General features: G+C 69.7%; 17 protein-coding genes. 5 read left to right on the top strand and 12 right to left on the bottom strand.

Annotated features, from left to right (window positions below):
* Window positions 1–100: 100 nt before the first annotated feature.
* A complete protein-coding gene (locus H521_RS0119175) occupies window positions 101–1,537 on the top strand; it encodes a PucR family transcriptional regulator (RefSeq protein WP_022894631.1) in 1,437 nt (478 codons plus the stop codon).
* 55 nt (window positions 1,538–1,592) lie between these two features.
* Window positions 1,593–2,033 (top strand): nitroreductase family deazaflavin-dependent oxidoreductase, encoded by a 441-nt coding sequence (locus H521_RS0119170; RefSeq protein ID WP_022894630.1) that lies wholly within the window; start codon window positions 1,593–1,595, stop codon window positions 2,031–2,033.
* A gap of 149 nt (window positions 2,034–2,182) precedes the next feature.
* Here H521_RS0119170 and H521_RS0119165 read toward each other — a convergent pair whose 3' ends face one another.
* The 10 genes from H521_RS0119165 to H521_RS0119120 all read right to left on the bottom strand — a co-directional run bounded on the left by H521_RS0119165 (window position 2,183) and on the right by H521_RS0119120 (window position 11,959).
* Window positions 2,183–3,409, bottom strand: a complete 1,227-nt coding sequence (locus tag H521_RS0119165; protein ID WP_211215522.1) for an FAD-dependent oxidoreductase — start codon at window positions 3,407–3,409, stop codon at window positions 2,183–2,185.
* Window positions 3,402–4,202 carry a methyltransferase domain-containing protein gene (locus H521_RS0119160; RefSeq protein ID WP_245561021.1) on the bottom strand — a complete coding sequence of 267 codons (801 nt, stop codon included), beginning with the start codon at window positions 4,200–4,202 and terminating at the stop codon, window positions 3,402–3,404. The genes H521_RS0119165 and H521_RS0119160 overlap by 8 nt, the downstream gene beginning before the upstream one ends.
* 42 nt (window positions 4,203–4,244) lie before the next feature.
* Entirely contained in the window at window positions 4,245–5,387 is a 1,143-nt protein-coding gene (locus H521_RS0119155; RefSeq protein ID WP_022894627.1) for a type III polyketide synthase, read from the bottom strand.
* A gap of 78 nt (window positions 5,388–5,465) precedes the next feature.
* Entirely contained in the window at window positions 5,466–5,858 is a 393-nt protein-coding gene (locus H521_RS0119150; protein ID WP_022894626.1) for an SHOCT domain-containing protein, read from the bottom strand.
* 3 nt (window positions 5,859–5,861) lie between these two features.
* Entirely contained in the window at window positions 5,862–6,290 is a 429-nt protein-coding gene (locus H521_RS0119145) for a DUF6325 family protein (protein ID WP_026482489.1), read from the bottom strand.
* A 93-nt stretch (window positions 6,291–6,383) separates the two neighbouring features.
* Window positions 6,384–7,424: an AI-2E family transporter gene (locus H521_RS24425; protein ID WP_051159360.1), complete on the bottom strand. Its 1,041-nt coding sequence runs from the start codon at window positions 7,422–7,424 to the stop codon at window positions 6,384–6,386.
* Window positions 7,424–8,095: a GAP family protein gene (locus H521_RS0119135; RefSeq protein WP_022894623.1), complete on the bottom strand. Its 672-nt coding sequence runs from the start codon at window positions 8,093–8,095 to the stop codon at window positions 7,424–7,426. Before H521_RS0119135 ends, H521_RS24425 begins: the two co-directional genes overlap by 1 nt.
* A 79-nt stretch (window positions 8,096–8,174) precedes the next feature.
* Entirely contained in the window at window positions 8,175–9,824 is a 1,650-nt protein-coding gene (locus H521_RS0119130; protein WP_022894622.1) for a SulP family inorganic anion transporter, read from the bottom strand.
* A gap of 28 nt (window positions 9,825–9,852) precedes the next feature.
* Window positions 9,853–11,142 carry an ion channel protein gene (locus H521_RS24420; protein WP_022894621.1) on the bottom strand — a complete coding sequence of 430 codons (1,290 nt, stop codon included), beginning with the start codon at window positions 11,140–11,142 and terminating at the stop codon, window positions 9,853–9,855.
* Window position 11,143: 1 nt separating this feature from the next.
* Window positions 11,144–11,959 (bottom strand): mechanosensitive ion channel family protein, encoded by an 816-nt coding sequence (locus H521_RS0119120; RefSeq protein WP_022894620.1) that lies wholly within the window; start codon window positions 11,957–11,959, stop codon window positions 11,144–11,146.
* A 130-nt stretch (window positions 11,960–12,089) separates the two neighbouring features.
* Between H521_RS0119120 and H521_RS0119115 the strand changes: the two genes are divergently transcribed.
* Window positions 12,090–12,497 carry an SHOCT domain-containing protein gene (locus H521_RS0119115; protein WP_022894619.1) on the top strand — a complete coding sequence of 136 codons (408 nt, stop codon included), beginning with the start codon at window positions 12,090–12,092 and terminating at the stop codon, window positions 12,495–12,497.
* A 75-nt stretch (window positions 12,498–12,572) separates the two neighbouring features.
* On the opposite strand, the gene H521_RS0119110 is transcribed toward H521_RS0119115, so the two are convergent.
* Entirely contained in the window at window positions 12,573–13,205 is a 633-nt protein-coding gene (locus H521_RS0119110; protein ID WP_040425066.1) for a hypothetical protein, read from the bottom strand.
* Between the two features lie 218 nt (window positions 13,206–13,423).
* Between H521_RS0119110 and H521_RS0119105 the strand changes: the two genes are divergently transcribed.
* Complete coding sequence (locus tag H521_RS0119105) at window positions 13,424–15,748, top strand: arylsulfatase (RefSeq protein ID WP_022894617.1); 2,325 nt, start codon at window positions 13,424–13,426, stop codon at window positions 15,746–15,748.
* A 132-nt stretch (window positions 15,749–15,880) separates the two neighbouring features.
* Here the strand turns inward: H521_RS0119105 and H521_RS24415 are convergent, their stop codons facing one another.
* Entirely contained in the window at window positions 15,881–17,086 is a 1,206-nt protein-coding gene (locus tag H521_RS24415) for an AI-2E family transporter (RefSeq protein ID WP_022894616.1), read from the bottom strand.
* 196 nt (window positions 17,087–17,282) lie between these two features.
* On the opposite strand from H521_RS24415, the gene H521_RS24410 reads away from it, so the two are divergent.
* Window positions 17,283–17,644, top strand: a 362-nt coding sequence (locus H521_RS24410) for a hypothetical protein (RefSeq protein ID WP_040424869.1), incomplete at its 3' end; no start/stop codon positions are given.

Below are 17,644 nucleotides of genomic sequence, written 5' to 3'. Positions count from 1 at the left end.
GCTGGGGGTACGCCCGATGCTAGGCACGGTCGCACCGCCGCGTCACTGTGAAGAATGTCGAAGAGGCGACGGATGTCTCGGCATTTCGTACACTCGAGGCATGGCCCGTGACGTGCTCTCGATCGCCCGCGTGCTCGGCGGCGAGCTCATCGGCGACGCCGTCGCGAATGCGACGCCGGTCGACGCCGCCATCCGCCTCGACGAGTTCAGCGTGGTCGGCCACCCGGGATTCGCGACCCTCGTGGTGGCTGCGGCCGAACCCGCGGTCGATGCGCTGAGCGCCGGCGGGCCGCGCGTCGATGCGCTCCGCGGTGCGGTGATCGTGACCCACGGCGCGAGCCGCGCGCTGCGCCGAGCCGTCGAAGCGGCCGGGGTGACGGCGATCATCGGCGCCACCGCGGTCGACACCGTGCTGCATCCGCTGCTCGTCGCGCTGCTCGCCACCGACCAGGCCGCCGAAGACCGACTCGTGACCACCGGCACGAAGGTGCTCACGCAAGTGGCGCGACGCGGCGGGGTCAGCGCCGTGATCGCCGAGCTGGCGCGGCGCATCGACGGCTGGGCGGTGCTGCTCGATCCGCACGGCCACGTGATCTCGACCGCGGGCGCCGGCGGCCTGCACGTGAAAGACGCTGTGGCGGTTGCGTTCAACCGGCCCGTGCGGGTGCGGCATCCGGGGCTGCAGGTGCATGCCGTCGGCATCGGCGAAGACCTCAGCGCCTACCTCGTCATCTCGTCGCGCGAGGGTTCGATGAGCCGCGGCCGCGACCTGGCATCGCAGGCGGCGGCCCTGCTCGATCTGATCCTGCGCACGCACGATCGCACGACGACTGAACGACTCGGTCGCGAAGTGATGATCGGCACCCTGCTCGACGGCGGGCCGCCGGCCGCCGCCCTGCTTCGCCGCTGGGGCGTGCACGAGGCCTCGCTCACGGGATTCGCCGTGACCGCACGCTCGAAGTCGGTCGACCTCGAGCGCCTCGTGACGCGTTGGCTCGACGAGCTCGGCAGCGCCCATCTCATCACCGAAGAGGCCGGGCACCTGCTCGGCTTCCTCCGCGACGACCGTGTCGATGAGCTCGTGCGCCGGGTCGACGACTTCACGGCCGATGCGCGAACGCCCCTGCGTCTGGGGCTCGGCTCCCCTGCGACATCCGACGCGCTCGCGCGCACGGCCGCCGAGGCGAGGCAGGCGCTCGACCTCGCGGTGACCGACGGTCGCGCGGTGTCGCGCTACCGGGCGCTGCCCACGGTCGCCCTCGTGCTCGATCGCCTCGATGCCGGCGACGGAGCCCGTCTCGCCCAGGTGCTCGACGCGCTGCGCGGCGATGACGGCGAGCACGGCGAGCTCACCCGCACCCTGCGGGTCTACCTCGCCGAACACGGCTCGTGGGGCATCGCCGCCGACCAGCTCGGCGTGCACCGCCAGACCCTCGCCAATCGCGTGCATCGCATCGAGGAGCTCACGGGCCTCTCGATGGGCAGCCCCGACGACCGCACCGCCGCATGGCTCGCGCTGCGGGCACTCGAACGTTGATGGAATGCCGCCGCGCGACGGCGGGTTGTGTTCGAAGAACCATCGAGGAGGACACATGCCGCTGGAAGGCGAGTACGAACCGGGTACGTCGAGCTGGGCCCGCAAGCAGGCCGAGGCGTTCGAGGCATCCGACGGGCAGAAATCGAACGACCTGCAGGGGCGCCCGATCATGCTGCTGACGACCGTCGGCGCAAAGTCGGGCAAGCTGCGCAAGACGCCGCTCATGCGCGTCGAGCACGATGGCGAGTACGCCGCGGTGGCGTCGCTCGGCGGGGCGCCGAAGCATCCGGTCTGGTACTGGAACGTCACGAAGCACCCGCACGTCGAGCTGCAGGACGGCAGCGAGAAGCACGACTACGTCGCGCGCGAGCTCGAGGGCGACGAGCGCGAGACCTGGTGGGCGCGCGCCGTCGAGGCGTACCCGTCGTACGCCGACTACCAGACGAAGACCGACCGCGTGATCCCGGTCTTCCTCCTCACCCGCATCACCCTCTGACCCGGTTCCGCACCCGCGGCGCCTGAGTACCCGATGCGCCGCTGAGTGCCGCATCTCCGCGCGCGATCCGCACTCAACCGCACATCGGGTACTCCCGCGGAAGCGGATCCGGATGGGAGCGAGCGCGGGCACGGTCGAACGCCTGCGCGTCAGAGCCAGCGCATCGTGAACGCGCGGGCGAGCACGGCTCGCAGCGGCGGCACGGAGAGGGTGCGCACCGCGGCGTTGCGCAGCCGCAGGCGGAGGCCCGCGGCGGGCGCACCCATCGCCATGTTGAACGCGGCCTGCCGCATGGCACGCGCCGCTGCACTGCGGCGCGTGCGCGCGTAGCGCTCGAACGCCTCGAACGGCGCGCCCGCATCGAGCGCTGCCGCCAGCTCGTGATCGAGCGCGAGCGCGTCGAGCCAGCCGAGGTTCATGCCCTGGCCGCCGATGGGGCTCACTTCGTGCGCTGCGTCGCCGACGAGGGCGACTCGGCCGTGCGCCATCCGCTCGGCCAGGTGCTGCCGCGCCTCGAAGCCGCTCGGCGCCGAGGCCGTCGCCTCGTCGAGCGTGTCGCCGGTGCGGCTCGCCACGATCGTCGCGAGCACGCCGGCATCGAGCCGCGCCGGCGGCCGGCGCACCCACGCCACCCACCGTCGCCGCTGCCCCGGCATCGGGAACGACTCGACCACGCCGGCCGGCTCGAAGTGCAGCAGCGCCGTCGCGGCCTCGCCGGTGTCGTCGCGCGTGTCGCCCATCACGTAGTGCGCCCGGCCCGGCCAGGCGTGCCAGCCGATGCCGACGAGGCTCCGGATGCCGCTGCGCACGCCGTCGGCACCGACCACGTACCGCGCGGCGATCTCAACCCTGGCGGCGATCTCGACCGGCTCGCCGCCCCGCTCGGCAGTGATCTCGAGGTGAGTGCCCCGGTCGCGGATGCCGACCACCTCGACGCCGCGCTCCAACGCGTCCGGGGCGAGCTCGGCGAGCCGCCGTTCGAGCAGCGCCTCGGTCTCGAGCTGCGGCAGCGACCACACCGACCCCGCGCCGCGGAACGACATCGCGCCGAGCACCCGCCCCTCGCACGTGACCCGGCCCTCGCCGATCTCGACCGCGGCCGCTCGCACCTCGGTCTCGACGCCGGCGCGGCCGAGCGCGCGGAGCCCTGGCGGGTGGATGCCGATCGCCCGCGACCGGCCCGTGCGCTCCGTGCGACGTTCGAGCACGACGACATCGCGCCCGCGCCGGGCGAGCAGGCACGCGAGCAGCAGGCCGACCGGGCCACCGCCCACGATCACGACGTCGTGCATGCGATCGGCGCCCATACGATCGGCGCCCATACGATCGGCGCCGCTGCGATCGCCACCGCTGCGAACATCGGATGCCTCAGACATCCGCGCCCCACACGACCTCGAGTCGCGACGGGAACGCCCGGCGCACCGCCCACCCGTCGGGCAGCACCGCGGCGAGCTCGGCGGCCGTGTGGCTGCGTCGGATGGACGTGAGCCCGTCGGGCCGTATGTACGACCCGGCGAGCAGATTGCCCGCGAACGGCAGCGTGCCGAGCCAGAAGCCCGCGTAGCCGAGGCGGGTGCGCTCGATGTCGCCGTGCACGGCGATGCCGCCCGGCCCGAGCAGCAGCTCGCTGTCACGCAGGAGGGCGCCGAACTCGTGCCCGTCGAGGTGGTGCAGCACGTGGTTCGAGAGCACGAGGTCGAAGCGCTCTCCCGTCTCGACGAGTTCGCTGCTCAGCGCTCGGCGCAGGGTGAGTCCGGGCATCGGGGGTTGCGCCGCCGCCCACTCCATGGCCCGCGCGTCGGGATCGATCGCCGTGATCTCGAGCAGCAGCCGGTCGGCCTTCGCCCAGCGCAGCAGTCGCCGCGGCAGGTCGGCGCTGCCCGAGCCGATGTCGACGAGCCGGGTGCCCCACACCGGTGAGAGCCGCGGGCGCACCCACCGCCGGTACACCGCGCGCTCGCCCGACACGACGGCGTTCACCAGCCGGAACCGCTCGTAGGTCTTCGAGAGCATCTCGGGGTCGGCCCCGGGGTCGTCCATCAGCTCGCTTGCGAGTTCGTCGCGCATGCCGAGCCCGCCGGCGTGCACAACTCCGGAGCGACGCGGCGAAACGCCGCGCGTGCCGCGGATTCCGCCGGCGTGCCGGCGAAGATATCCGGAGTTGTGCACGAGATCACCTTCGAACAGTCATGAGCGAGTCGCGCAGCATGATCAGACCCGGATGGTCATGAGCGCCGACTCCACGGTCAGGCCCGGGCCGAACGCCATCGCCGCGACGCGGTCGCCGTCGGCGGCGGCATCCGAGTGCAGGATGTTGCGCAGCACGAACAGCACCGTCGCGCTCGACATGTTGCCGAAGTCGCGCAGCGTCTCGCGAGCCGGCACGAGCTGCGCCTCGGTGAGCACGAGTCGCGACTCAACCTTGTCGAGGATGCTGCGACCGCCGGGGTGGATCGCCCAGTGCTCGATCGCGTCGGAGGAGGCATCCGTCGCGAGCGCCTCGGCGAGCGCGTCATCGTGCGCGAAGAGCGGCTCGAGCGCACCGGTGATGTGGTCGTCGATGATCGCCGGGATCGCGTTGGAGAGCACCATCTCGAAGCCGTGGTCGCCGATCTTCCACGCCATGTCGCTCTCGCCGACGGGCGTGATGCGCGTCGCGAACCGGTCGAGGTCGAAGGCGCGCTCGCCCGGTTCGAGTGGGCGCGCCGTGACGATGCCGGCTCCGGCACCGTCGGCGAAGAGCGACGACGCGACGATCGTGTCGGGGTCGTTCGAGGTGCGCAGGTGCAGCGTGCAGAGCTCGACGGAGACGACGAGCACGACCGCCGAGGCATCCGCCTTCGCGAGTTGCGACGCGATGCGCAACGCCGGGATCGACGCGTAGCAGCCCATGAAGCCGAGGTGGTACCGCTCGACGCCGGGGTCGAGGCCGAGTTCGCGGGCGATCATGAAGTCGGGCCCAGGTGCGTAGAAGCCGGTGCACGAGACGGTGATCACGTGCGTGACATCGGATGCCTCGAGGCCCGGCGTCGCCGCGATGGCCGCGCGGCCCGCCTCGACGTAGAGGTGGGTGGCCTCTGCCGCGTAGATCTCGTTGCGCACCTTCGTGCCGGGAAAGAGCAGCTCGCCGGATTCGACGTCGAAGAAGACCGGTTCATCCGGGTGCGCGTCGAAGCTGAGCTCGTCGAGCACCGTGTAGCGCGTCTCGATGCCCGAGACGTTGAACGAGGTCGCGACGATGCGCTGGCCGAGGCGATTGAGGCCCGGTTGCGCCGCGAACACGTCGCGAACCTGGTCTTGCACGAGCACGGTGGACGGAACGATGGTCGAGACACCCCTGAGCGTGACGGTCATGCCTCACCCTAGGCAGGTCGAATGGATCGACGACAGGGGTTCCACCCGCTGCGACGATCGATTATGGCCGGTCACGCCTCAGCCGAGCAGCTTCGCCTTGGCCGCGGCGAACTCGTCGTCGCTCAGGATGCCCTGCTCCTTCAGCGCGGCGAGCTTCTGCAGCTCGGCGACGAGGTCGGTGCCGCCGGCCGGTGCGGTCGCGGCAGCCGCAGCGGGAGCAGCCGCTGCCGCTTGCTGCTGCGCCGCGACGCCCATCGCGGCCTGCTGCTGCGACACGGCCTGCTGGGCGGCGGCATCGATCTGCGCCTGTTGCTGCTGCGCCTCGTACTGCTGCTGCTCGTACTGGTCTTGGGCCTTGCCCTGCTGGCGGCGCGCCATGCCGCCGCTGACCGCGGAGGCGGTTCCGGCGACGACGGCGGTGCGGGCGGCGAGGCCGATGAGGCCCGGGCGTCCCATTCTTCTGAACGGCATCTTCTACTCCTCTTCGGCGTCGGCGAGCGCGGCGTTGACGACCGGCGCGGGAATGCGTTCGGTCTGCAGCACGATGCCGCCCGCGGCGGCGAACCGCGACGCGAGCCGCTTCGCCCAGACGAGCTCGATCGCGAGCAGCGCACCCGAGGTGCCGGGCCGAATGCCCTCGGCGAGCGCGATGGCGTCTTCGTCGGCGACGAGGCCGATCGCCTCGAGCTCGACCGTGCCGAAGCCGTACTCGTCGCTCACATCTGCGAACTCGGTGATCGACACCGCGCCGTCGTCGGCCTTGGAGATCACGAGGAAGTCGAGCAGCCGGATCTCGCCGCCCTCGATCAGCTCGCGAATCGCCTCGAGACTGCCGTCATCAGGCCGGTCTCCCTCGAACCCCACCAGGTACAGGTCCACGGGACCGTACTCGAATTCCGCCATGTTCTCCCCCTTCACGTGTTCTGCACCCTACGCGCGCGACATCTTCGTGCGCCACCGTTTTTCGTGAATCCCCAGCGAACGAATCGGAGCCGGCTACGTCACGTGCGGGTCGCCCGACAGCCGGCGCAGCGATGCAGCCCGGGTATCGGGTTCGAGGAGCAGCGCCCGCACCAGCAGGGTGAGTGGGATGCAGAGGATGGCGCCGATCGGGCCGATCACGAATGCCCAGAACACGACAGAGAAGAACGTGAGCGTGAGGCTCAGGCCCACCGCGTCGCTCACGAACTTCGGCTGCACGAGCACCTGCAGCACGACGTTGATCACCGAGTACACGGCGATCACGAGGAGCATGAGCGGCCAGCCGCCGACCACGAGCGCGAGCACCGCCGGCGGGATCACGCCGATCACGAAGCCGATGTTCGGGATGAAGTTGGTGACGAAGGCGAGGATCGCCCACACGATCGGGATCGGCACCCCGATGGCCCACAGCACGAGGCCGTCGAGCACCGCGACGATGAGTCCGAACGTCGCGTTGACCACGTAGTAGCGGCGCACGCTCGTGAAGTAGTGGGCGCCGATCGCATCGCCGGCCACGGTGCCGAAGACCCGGCCGCGCCGCCCGAGCGCCGAGGCATCCGCCGCCATGAAGATCACGTAGGCGAGCACGAAGAAGAACGCCGTCGCGAAGCCGAGCACGGCATCGGCGATCGCCGTGCCGATGGCCACGAGGTTGCCGGGCTCGATCGCCGAGGCCGCAGCATCGCCGGCCTCGTCGCCGAGCCCGAGCGACTCGAGCCACTCGGCGATGCCCATGGCCGTCGCCTGCAGCTCGTCGGCGTAGTCGGGGATCATGCCGACGAACTGCACCGATGCCACGACGAGCATCACCGCGAGCGCCGCGAGGATCAGGTACGCGACCACGATCACGGAGGTCGTCGCGAGCCAGCTCGGCCATCCGCGCCGCTCGAGCGGGCGACGCACCGGGTGCGCGATGATCACCACGACCGCGGCGAGCGCGGCCGGCGCGAGCAGATCGCGCGCGAACCAGATGCCGGCGAACACGATGATCGCGGCGGCGAGGGTGACGAGCATCCGGGTGCCGTGCGCGAGACCCGGGCCTGCGGCATCCGCCATCAGAAGCTGCCGATGCCCTTGCCGATGACGACGACCCCGATGACGAGCAGCAGCACCGCCATGACCGTGGCGTTGTTCTGCACGAGCCAGGCGTGCAGCGCCTCGAGCGGGCGAGCCATCTGCTTCGACGCGAGCAGGTAGGCGATCACGGGAACCGCGACCGAGCACGCGGCGATGAGCGTGAAGATCACGATCGAGAGGGTGATCTCGCCGCCGCTCAGCCCACCCGTGCCGATGATGACACCGGCCGCGACGGCCATCAGCAGGTTCTTCGGGTTGACGGCCGAGAGCAGGAACCCGAGCACGAGCGCTCGAACCGGGGTCATCGAGTCGATCGCCGACATCCACTTCGGCAGCACAGCCGCCTCACCGTGCTGCGGGCGCCCGCGCCACTGCTTGAGCGCGAGGAACAGGAGCCCGATGCCCAGCAGGATCTTGATCCACCCGGCGATCGGCTTGGAGGCATCGGGGTCGCCCTCGGGAATGATCGAGGCGAGCAGTGTGAACGCCACGATCGCGACGACGATGCCGAGCACCCAGCCGATCAGGAAGCCCACGCTCGTGCCCTTCGCCTTCGGCGAGAGCAGCATGAGGATCGCCGCGATGATCGGAATCGGGCTGATCGCGACGCCGAGAGCGAGGGGCAGGATGTCCCCGATGACTGATCCCATGTGGTTCTACTCCTTTGAGGCGGATGCCGCGTCGGTTGTCGTGTCGAGTGTCGTGTGTCGTGGCGTGTCGAGTGTCGTGTCAGTTCGCCGGTTCGGTGAGGGCGACGAGCGCGGCCCGATTGGTCTCGTAGACCCGGTGCGTGCCGAGCAGCCCGAGCGTCTCGAGGCGCGCGCGGGCCTCGGGCCGCATGCGGCTGAAGCCGAGCTCGATGTCGTGCGCCGCGAGCCATGTCTGCAGGCTCTCGAAGGCCTCCGCGCCCGTGACGTCGACGTCGGTGACGGCCTCCATATCGACGACGACGTGGTGCACGGATGCCTCGGGCGCGGCCTTCACCGCACGCTTCACGGCATCGGCGAACACCGAGCCGTTGGCGAAGAAGAGGGGGGCGGCCAGGCGCACGACGATGACGCCGGGCGCGGTGACCTGGCCGGTGGGCGCGTCGGCGAGCAGCGAATCGCTCGGCTCGCCGCTGCTCGCAAGCACGTCGATGGCGGGGTTGGCAGCGCGCTTGGCGAGATTGATGAGCGCGAGCACGAACGCCACGAGGATGCCGGGAATGGAGCCGACGAACAGGGTGACGAGAAAGCACACGGCGCCGATCGCGAACTCGAAGCGGTCGACCTTCCAGAGGCGGGCGAAGTCGCCGATGCCGAGCAGCGGCAGGATCGCGACGCCGACGATCGCGCCGATCGCGGGCGACGGGATGTCGGCGAGCAGCGCCGTGCCGAAGAGCAGGAGCAGCAGCGTGCCGACGGCCAGCACGAGCGAGGGCAATTGCGTGCGCGACCCCGCCTGGTCCATCGCCGCGGTGCGCGACGTCGAGGATCCGACGGCGAAGCTGCCGCTCGCACCCGCGGCGATGTTGCCGAGGCCGAAGGCGAAGAGGTCGCGGTTCGGACTCGTCGGATAGCCGCGCTTCTCGCCGTACGAGCGGGAGACGAGCAGCCCCTCAGCCGTGGTGACGAGGGTGAGCGCCATCGCCGAGGGAATCAGCACGAGCCACATCGACCAGTCGATGACCGGCCAGGTGAGCGCTGGCGGCCCCGCAGGCACCGCGCCGAGCACGGCCACTCCGGCATCGTCGAGTCCGGCGACGACCACGAGGATCGTCGCGAGCACGAGCACCACGAGCGCCCACGGCACCATGCCCGCGAACCGCTTGCCGAGGAGCAGCACCGCCACGGCGGCGATCGAGATGAGCACCGACCAGCCGTTGAGCGTGCCGAGACCGGAGACCAGGCCGACGACCTTGTCGACGAACTCGCCGCCCGAGTCGATCTTCACGCCGAGCATCTTGGCGATCTGGCTCACGAGGATGTCGAGGGCGAGGCCGCCGACGAAGCCGACCAGGATCGGCTTCGACAGGAAGTTCGCGAGGAACCCGAGCTTGAAGACGGCCAGCAGCAGGAACATGATGCCGCAGAGGATCGCCTGCGCGAGCGCGAGCGTCGCGTAGTCGGCGCTGCCCGCCGCGGCGAGGCCGCCGATCGACGAGGCGACGAGGGCGGCGGCCGCGGCATCCGGTGACGCGACGAGCTGCCGCGACGACACCACGAGCGCGTAGATGACCGTGGGCACGATCAGCGCGTACAGGCCGGCCGTCGGCGGCAGCCCCGCGATCTGGGCGTAGCCGATGTTGAGCGGAATCGCGATCGCGAGCAGGGTGACCCCTGCCGTCAGTTCGCGCACCACGTTTCTGCGACCGAGTCCTGCGAGCGGTTTCTGCATGCCGGGTCCCCTCCCGTCTCTCCAGACCCTAGCGAGCGGATGCCGCCGAGCGCTCCCCTTCGCTCGCGGGTTCGATGCGGAATTCGGGAGCGCGAGTCATGAGCAGCCACGCCGGCAGCATGATGACGCACAGCGCGGGCAGGAGCGAGACGTCGCCCGTGACGGCGACGGCGAGGAAGAGCGCGATCCAGCCCTCGCGCGTCACGACGAGGAGGATGCCGAGCACCCCGCAGGCGACCGCGAGCCCGATGGGCAGCGCCGGGATCAGGGCGTGACCGAGCAGCCCGAGGGCGACGCCGATGAACGTGGCCGGGAAGACCCGACCACCACGGAAGAGCGCACTCGCCGCGATGAGCACCGCGAGGATCTTGATGCCGGCCATCGCCGCGAGCTCGGCAGCGCTGTAGTCGTCGGCGTTCGTGAGCAGGTCGCCCATCTCCGAGAGGCCCTTGAACATCGTGATCGGACCGCCGAGCATGCCGAGGAGGCCCAGCAGCACACCGCCCACGGTCGGAATCAGCACGGGATGCCGCAGGGCGTGCAGAGCCCGGTAGACCCACGGGAACGCGGCGAGCGCGGCGAGGCCGACCACCACGGCGCCGCATGCCACGAGCACCCCGGTCACGAGGTCGAGGGCGTCGAGCGCACCCGATGCCGGCAGCTCGAACGCGAGCGGCGGGGCGCCCAGCAAGTGCATCGTGAACGCACCGGCGCCGGCCGCCGCAACGGGCAGGAACAGGCGATCCCACAGCGAGCCGCCCGACTTCAGCGCCGCCACGATGCCGGTGAAGATGAGCGCCGCGGCCACGGGCGTGCCGAACAGCGCACCGATCGTGCCGGAGGCGGCGAGCATCAGCGTGAGCGCCTCGGGCATCTTCGGTATCAATCGCGCGAACAGCGCCACGAGGATCGAGGCGTTGATCGCGATGATCGGATTCTCGGGGCCGAGGCTCACACCACCGGCGAGGCCGAGCACGGTGACGACCGCGAGCCCGGGCAGGGTGGTCAGCGGCAGTGGCGCATCGACGAGTTCGGTCGTCGCCGAGTCGGGCCCGCCGTGACCGGGGAAGAAGCGAAGGGCGAGGCCGACCGCGAAGCCGGTGACCGTGAGCACGAGCAGGATCCACCAGCCGGCGGGGTCGACGCCGAGGGCTCCCGGAACGGCCTCCCAGATGAGATCGCGCAGGCCGCCCGAGACCTCGTCGAGCAGCCACAGCACGAGCGCCGAGACGACGCCGATGGCGAGCGCGGGCACGGCGAGCACGAGCAGCCGGCGCGGCGACGCATCCGGATCTCTCGGCGGCTGGGCGAGGGTCATCTCAGATCCCTTCGCTCGGGGTCAGCGGGGCGGGCGGGAGGTCGCTCGTGACGACCGAGCGCAGTTCGCGCGAGGCGAGCTCGGCCGCGACGGCATCGACCACTGCCGACTGCACGGCGGCCTGGTGCAGTGGGTGGTGCCAGAAGAGCACGCGGAAGACGTCGCGCTCCGCGGAGCGGGTCACGGCTCGCACGAGCACCGGTTCGTGCCGGTGAACACCCGCGGCATCGCTCGCCGCCGTGGCGATGGCGGTGCGCAACTCCTGCTGCTCGAGCCCGTGCGCGTCGACTCTCACCTGCACCTCGCTGCGCCGCGCACCGTGCTCGGAGTTGTTCGCGAGCGCGTTCTGCAGCACGTTGGAGTTCGGCAGGTGCAGCGTCTGACCGTTCGTCGTGCGCACGACGACCGAGCGGCCGTTGAGCTCGACGACCTTGCCGACGACGCCCTCGCTCTCGATCTCGTCGCCGAGCGCGATCGGCCGGCGGGTCTGCAGCACGACCCCGGCCGCGAAGTTGTCGGCGACGCCGCGCAGCACGAGCACCAGCACGACCACGATGATGAAGGCCGCCGCGAGCAGTGGCTGCACCGAGGCGCCGAAGAAGCTCAGCGCCACCCCGATGCCGACGACGATGATCGTGTAGCTGACGATGCGCACGAGCAGCGTCTGCATGGTCTCCGAGAGCGACGGCACCCGCACGAGCAGTCGACGCATGCCCTTGCGGGCGAGCCACGCGGCGATCCACGCGGCCACGAGCGTGATGGCCGCGAAGAACAGGCTCCATCCGTCGATGTCGAGCGATTGCAGCAATTCCCCCATGCGTGCCTCCCGCGGCCAGAGTATCGCCGCGCCCGCCTCGGCTGTGGACTCGACGTGCCGTCAGGCGATAGGTTCGCCACAGCAGCGCTCATGGGGGGCGCTCGATTCTCTGTATCGAAAGGCTGCGCACATGAGTCTCTGGGCAAACTTCTGGGACCTGATCTGGTGGTTCCTGTGGATCTTCGCATTCACGGCATACCTCTTCGCCCTGTTCGCGATCATCGGAGACCTGTTCCGCGATCACAAGCTGAACGGCTGGTGGAAGGCGGTGTGGATCCTCTTCCTGATCTTCGTGCCGTTCCTGACCGCGCTGGTCTACCTGATCGCCCGCGGAAACGGCATGGCCGAACGCTCGCAGAAGCAGGCCCAGCAGGTGCAGTCGGCGACCGACGACTACATCCGCCAGGCGGCCGGAGCGCACAGCCCGTCCGACGAGATCGCGAAGGCCAAGGGTCTGCTCGATTCGGGCACCATCAACCAGCAGGAGTACGACCTGCTGAAGGCGAAGGCGCTCGCGCACTCCACGCAGAACGTCTGATCGAACTCGACAGGTGAAGAGGGTCGGATGCCGCGGCATCCGGCCCTCTTCGCATGTCGACGGGCGGGCGCAACGTCAGATCTTGACCGGGAACGTCAGCATCACGATCAACGCCGTCACCGCGAACAGGCCGGCTGCCGAGAGCAGCACATGGCGCACCCATGGCTGCATGTCGCGCTGCGACATCGCGGTGAGGAAGAGCACGAGGGCGAACATCACCGTCAGCAGCGAGTAGTCGTCGCCGCGCTGGTTGTTCGCCAGCGCCTGCTCGAACCGTTCGTCGGCTCGCTCGTTGGCCGCGGCGGCCTCGACGGTGCCCGGCGGAACGTACTCGCTGCGCATGAACGGGCCGCGCTCGACCCGGCCGTCCTCGGTCCAGGCGTCGAATGCCGCATCGAACTCCGGTGAGAACCGGTCCTCGATGTAGGTCGCGAGTTGCGCGTCGCCCTGGTCGGTGGCGAGCACCCACTGCGCCCAGATGGAAAGATCGTTCGACCTGGCATCCCGCGCCTGGCTCGCCCAGTCGGTCGCCGTCACCCGCGCGCTCGAGGCCTGGCTGAACGCGATCGACATCTCGCCGCCCCACTTCGACGACTGGAACCCGCACCACGCGGTCAGCACGGCGACCGCTGCGAGCAGGAAGACGGCGAGCGCGTCGAGCAGTCGCCGCTGTCGTGTTGGCCCTTCGGGGCCCGATTCGTGGACCACGGATGAATCTTCGCCGCTGCTGCGCATCGCCCTCCCCCGGGCCGCGTCGCGGTGGTGTGCCATCGCGACTGACGTGTCAGATGTCGTCACCATATCGAGGATGCCCGGGCGGGGGAAGGCGCCGGCCCGACCGCTCACCCTTCCATCGCGGCCGCTTCCTCGCTAGCGTCGAACGAAGGGGCCGGAACGAACCGCCCCGACGAGGAGGGGGCTCCGCCATGTCAGAAGAGTTCAAGGGAACGATCAAGCTCGACGTTCGCGATTCGGTGCCCGACTGGGCGCCGTACGAGCTGCCGAAAGCTCCGGAGGGTGCGCCCAATGTGCTCGTCGTGCTCTACGACGACACCGGAATGGCGTCGTGGTCGCCCTACGGCGGCCGCATCAACATGCCCACGATGGACCGACTCGCTGCGAACGGGCTGACCTACACCCAGTGGCACACGACCGCCCTGTGCTCGCCCACACGATCCACTTTCCTGACCGGCCGCAACCACCACGCGAACGGCATGGGCGTGATCATGGAGGGCACGAACGGGTTCCCCGGCCTCTCAGGCCGCATCCCCGAGGAGTGCGCGAGCATCGGACACGTGCTGCAAGACAACGGGTATTCGACGTTCTGGCTCGGCAAGAACCACAACGTGCCCGAAGAGGACGTCTCGAGCGGCGGCAACCGCTCGCAGTGGCCACTCGCCATGGGCTTCGACCGCTTCTACGGGTTCCTCGGCGGCGAGACGAACAACTGGTACCCCGACCTCGTCGAAGACAACCACTTCATCGAGGCGCCGTACTCGCCCGAAGAGGGCTACCACCTGTCGAAGGACCTCGCCGATCAGGCGCTCCAGATCCTGCGCAACCAGCAGTCGTCGAACCCGTCGAAGCCCTGGTACATGTGGTTCTGCCCCGGCGCGAACCACGCGCCGCACCATGCCCCCGAGGAGTACATCGCCAAGTACGAGGGCGCCTTCGACGACGGCTACGAGGCCTACCGCGAGTGGGTGCTGCAGCGCATGATCGACCGCGGCGTCATGCCCGAGGGTACGCCGCTCACCCCGTTCAATCCCCTGCCCGACGATGTGGCCAATGCGGCCGACTTCGTGAAGCCGTGGGACACCCTCAGCGATGACGAGAAGCGCCTGTTCTCGCGCTTCGCCGAGGTCTTCGCCGGGTTCAGCGAGTACACCGACGCCCAGGTCGGGCGAGTCATCGACTACCTCGAAGAGACCGGGCAACTCGAGAACACGATCGTCTTCTACTGCGCCGACAACGGCGCCTCCGGTGAGGGCAGCCCCGACGGCTCGGTCAACGAGAACAAGTTCTTCAACGGCTACCCCGACGACCTCGCCGAGAACCTCGCGATGATCGACAAGCTCGGCTCGCCCGACACCTACAACCACTACCCCACCGGCTGGGCGGCCGCGTTCTCGGCGCCGTTCCAGATGTTCAAGCGCTACTCGCAGTTCGCGGGCGGCACATGCGACCCGATGGTCATCCACTGGCCCAAGGGCATCGCCGCGAAGGGCGAGCTGCGTCACCAGTACCACCACTCGACGGATGTGGTCGCGACGGTGCTCGACGTCATCGGCATCGAGATGCCCGACGTGTACCGCGGCGTGAAGCAGCGGCCCCTCGACGGCGTCTCGATGCGACCGAGCTTCGACGCCGACCCCGATGCGGCGACGACCAAGTCGGTGCAGTACTACGCGATGCTCGGCACGCGCGGCATCTGGAAGGACGGCTGGAAGGCCGCCGCCATCCACGCGCCGATCAGCGGCAAGGGCCACTTCGACGACGACCGCTGGGAGCTCTACCACGTCGAGGTCGACCGGGCAGAGGCGCACGACCTCGCCGCCGAGCACCCTGAGAAGCTCAAGGAGCTCATCGATCTCTGGTTCAGCGAGGCCGAGCGCAATAACGTGCTGCCGCTCGACGACCGCGTCGCCCGCGAGCAGCTCACGATCGAGCGGCCGCAGGCCGAGGCGCCGCGCACGCGCTACGTGTACTACCCCGACACCGTCGCGGTGCCCGAGAGCACGGCCGTGAACGTGCGCGGCCGATCGTTCAAGATCATCGCCGACGCACATCTCGACGAGGGCGCACAGGGCGTGATCTTCGCGCACGGCTCGCGCTTCGGCGGGCACGCCCTGTTCATCAAGGACGACAAGCTGCACTACGTCTACAACTTCCTCGGCATTCCGCCCGAGCAGACGCTCGTCTCGGCCGAACTCGCCCCCGGGCCGCACGCCCTCGGAATGGAGTTCATCCGCGAGAGCGCCGGCGAGCACGGCGAATCGGTCGGCACCTGCAAGCTCTACGTCGACGACCAGGTCGTCGCCGAGGGGCCGATGCGTGCGCAGATCGGCAAGTTCACGCTCTGCGGCGACGGACTCTGCGTGGGCTACGACAGCGCCGACACGGTGAGCCGGCAGTACACGAACCCGTTCCCGTTCACAGGCGGAAAGCTGCTCGAGGTCACCGTCGACATCAGTGAAGAGCAGTACCTCGACCTCGAGCTCGAGGCCCTCGCGATGCTGTCGCGCGAGTGACGACGACGTTGCCCTGAGGAGCATCGGGCGCCGGCCACTGTGCCGGCGCCCGATCTCGTCTGCTGCGGCATCCGTTCGCGTGCGGCGACATCCGCTCGCCTGAAGCGACCGGTCGACTCGTCTGGCCGCGGCTCAGTGCACGCGATGACCTGTGGCGGATGCCGCGGCCGCGCGCTTCGCGTGCCGCAACTCTGCAGCCTCGGCGTCGTCGGCAGCCACGCGCAGCTTCGTCTCGTCGAGTTCGCCGAGGGCGGGCCGCACCCATCCCATCGAGGGATTCGAGTCGACGAGCAGCATGCGCACGAGCAGTGTCAGCGGAATCGCGAGGATCGCGCCCATCGGGCCGAGCACGATCGCCCAGAACAGCACCGAGACGAAGGTGAGCGACTGGCTGAGCGACACGGCATTGCCGACGACTTTCGGCTGGATGATCGACTGGATCACTCCGTTGATCACGCCGTACACGACGATCACGGCCACCACCATGGGCCAGCCGCCGACGAGCGCGCCGAAGACGAGTGGCGGCACGATCGCGATGAAGTAGCCGATGTTCGGGATGAAGCTGCAGAGGAACGACAGCATGCCCCAGAGCGCTGCGCCCGGGATGCCCATGATCGCGAGGGCGAGCCAGTTGATCAGCCCTTGCGCCACGCCCAGCCCCGTCGTCGCGACCATGTACCGGCGCACGCCGGTGGCGAACCGCACGAGGGCGGCGCCGAGCGCCGGGCGCTTCGATCGGATGCCGGCCACGACCGCGGGCACGTACGAGGAGTCCATCGCCATGAGGATGAGCATCGTCAACAGCACCACGGCACCCGAGATGAGACCGGCCGCGCCGCCGAGCAGACCGCTCACGAAACCGCCGAGGAACCCGACGATGTTCGCAGGGTCGAAGGAACCGAGTATCGCGCTGACCTGATCGGCGCCGATGCCGAGACCCGAGAGCCACGACGCGACTGCGGCCAGCCACTCCTCGAACTGCGGCGCATAGTCGGGCAGCAGCGTCGCGAACTGGCCGAACGAGACCAGCAGGGCGAAGACGAACCCGCCGAGCAGCAGCACAACGGCGAGCAGCACCGAGAAGCTCGCGAGCCCGCGAGGCACGCCCCGGCGCTGGAGCGTATTGCGAATCGGGTGCACGCAGATCGTGAGCACGAGCGCGAGGAAGACCGAGGCGAACATGGAGCCGATTGCGGCGATGCCGAACGCGGCGACGGTCGCGCCACCGAGCCCGACGAGCAGGAACGCCGTGCGATGCGGGGGCGGCGGTGCTGCCGCCACGACATCGGCGTCGGCGTCGTTCGGTCCGTCAGGCTCGTGCTTCCGGTTCCACCACATGCCGCCCCCTTGTGTGCCGTGCGTCGTGTCGCCCCTCGTGCGTCAGCGTATCGCTGCGTTCGGCCGGTGCGCAGGAGCAGTTGCCGAACCCGGCGGCGGATGTCGCGACGACGGCTGTGTTGCGAACGTGCACGCGCCACAGGGAAAGTTCTCCACAACCCTCGAACATACGTTCGATTTCCGGTAGGCTGGCAGCATGCCGATCGCACCTCGAAACGCCACCTCATCCGGCATTTCGCTGAACGTCGGTCATGGTCTCGAGCTTGGGGCGTCGCCGTATGCGAGGGCGCAAGACGGGTTGGCGCAGCTGGTCGAGGCTGCGGTGCACGCGCAACGCATCGAGGCGATGCATGCCGCGATGCGGGTCGACGTGATCTTCCTGACCGTGTCGTACGCGCTGCACGCCGAGCAGGCGTTCGTGGCACCCAGCCTGTCACCGGTGCGGCGGCGTGAGATGGCGCGGCGCAGCGTGACCGCCGAACTGGCGACCGCACTGCACGTGCCCGAACGCACCATGCAACGCCAGATCGACGACGCCTGGGTGTTGTCCACCCAGCT

This window comes from Agromyces subbeticus DSM 16689, assembly GCF_000421565.1.
GTDB classification, from domain to species: Bacteria; Actinomycetota; Actinomycetes; order Actinomycetales; family Microbacteriaceae; genus Agromyces; species Agromyces subbeticus.
Note: the sequence above shows the minus strand (reverse complement) of the source record. Positions and strands in the feature narration are given on the sequence as shown.

What these genes read in the sequence shown, in the direction of transcription:
- H521_RS24420 (WP_022894621.1), bottom strand. Translation starts at nt 11,142, where the DNA reads ATGACCCTCGCCCAGCCGCCGAGAGATCCGGATGCGTCGCCGCGCCGG.
- H521_RS0119135 (WP_022894623.1), bottom strand. Translation starts at nt 8,095, where the DNA reads ATGGGATCAGTCATCGGGGACATCCTGCCCCTCGCTCTCGGCGTCGCG.
- H521_RS0119175 (WP_022894631.1), top strand. Translation starts at nt 101, where the DNA reads ATGGCCCGTGACGTGCTCTCGATCGCCCGCGTGCTCGGCGGCGAGCTC.
- H521_RS0119170 (WP_022894630.1), top strand. Translation starts at nt 1,593, where the DNA reads ATGCCGCTGGAAGGCGAGTACGAACCGGGTACGTCGAGCTGGGCCCGC.
- H521_RS0119120 (WP_022894620.1), bottom strand. Translation starts at nt 11,959, where the DNA reads ATGGGGGAATTGCTGCAATCGCTCGACATCGACGGATGGAGCCTGTTC.
- H521_RS0119145 (WP_026482489.1), bottom strand. Translation starts at nt 6,290, where the DNA reads ATGGCGGAATTCGAGTACGGTCCCGTGGACCTGTACCTGGTGGGGTTC.
- H521_RS0119165 (WP_211215522.1), bottom strand. Translation starts at nt 3,409, where the DNA reads ATGTCTGAGGCATCCGATGTTCGCAGCGGTGGCGATCGCAGCGGCGCC.
- H521_RS24425 (WP_051159360.1), bottom strand. Translation starts at nt 7,424, where the DNA reads ATGGCGGATGCCGCAGGCCCGGGTCTCGCGCACGGCACCCGGATGCTC.
- H521_RS24415 (WP_022894616.1), bottom strand. Translation starts at nt 17,086, where the DNA reads ATGTGGTGGAACCGGAAGCACGAGCCTGACGGACCGAACGACGCCGAC.
- H521_RS0119130 (WP_022894622.1), bottom strand. Translation starts at nt 9,824, where the DNA reads ATGCAGAAACCGCTCGCAGGACTCGGTCGCAGAAACGTGGTGCGCGAA.
- H521_RS0119150 (WP_022894626.1), bottom strand. Translation starts at nt 5,858, where the DNA reads ATGCCGTTCAGAAGAATGGGACGCCCGGGCCTCATCGGCCTCGCCGCC.
- H521_RS0119115 (WP_022894619.1), top strand. Translation starts at nt 12,090, where the DNA reads ATGAGTCTCTGGGCAAACTTCTGGGACCTGATCTGGTGGTTCCTGTGG.
- H521_RS0119105 (WP_022894617.1), top strand. Translation starts at nt 13,424, where the DNA reads ATGTCAGAAGAGTTCAAGGGAACGATCAAGCTCGACGTTCGCGATTCG.
- H521_RS0119155 (WP_022894627.1), bottom strand. Translation starts at nt 5,387, where the DNA reads ATGACCGTCACGCTCAGGGGTGTCTCGACCATCGTTCCGTCCACCGTG.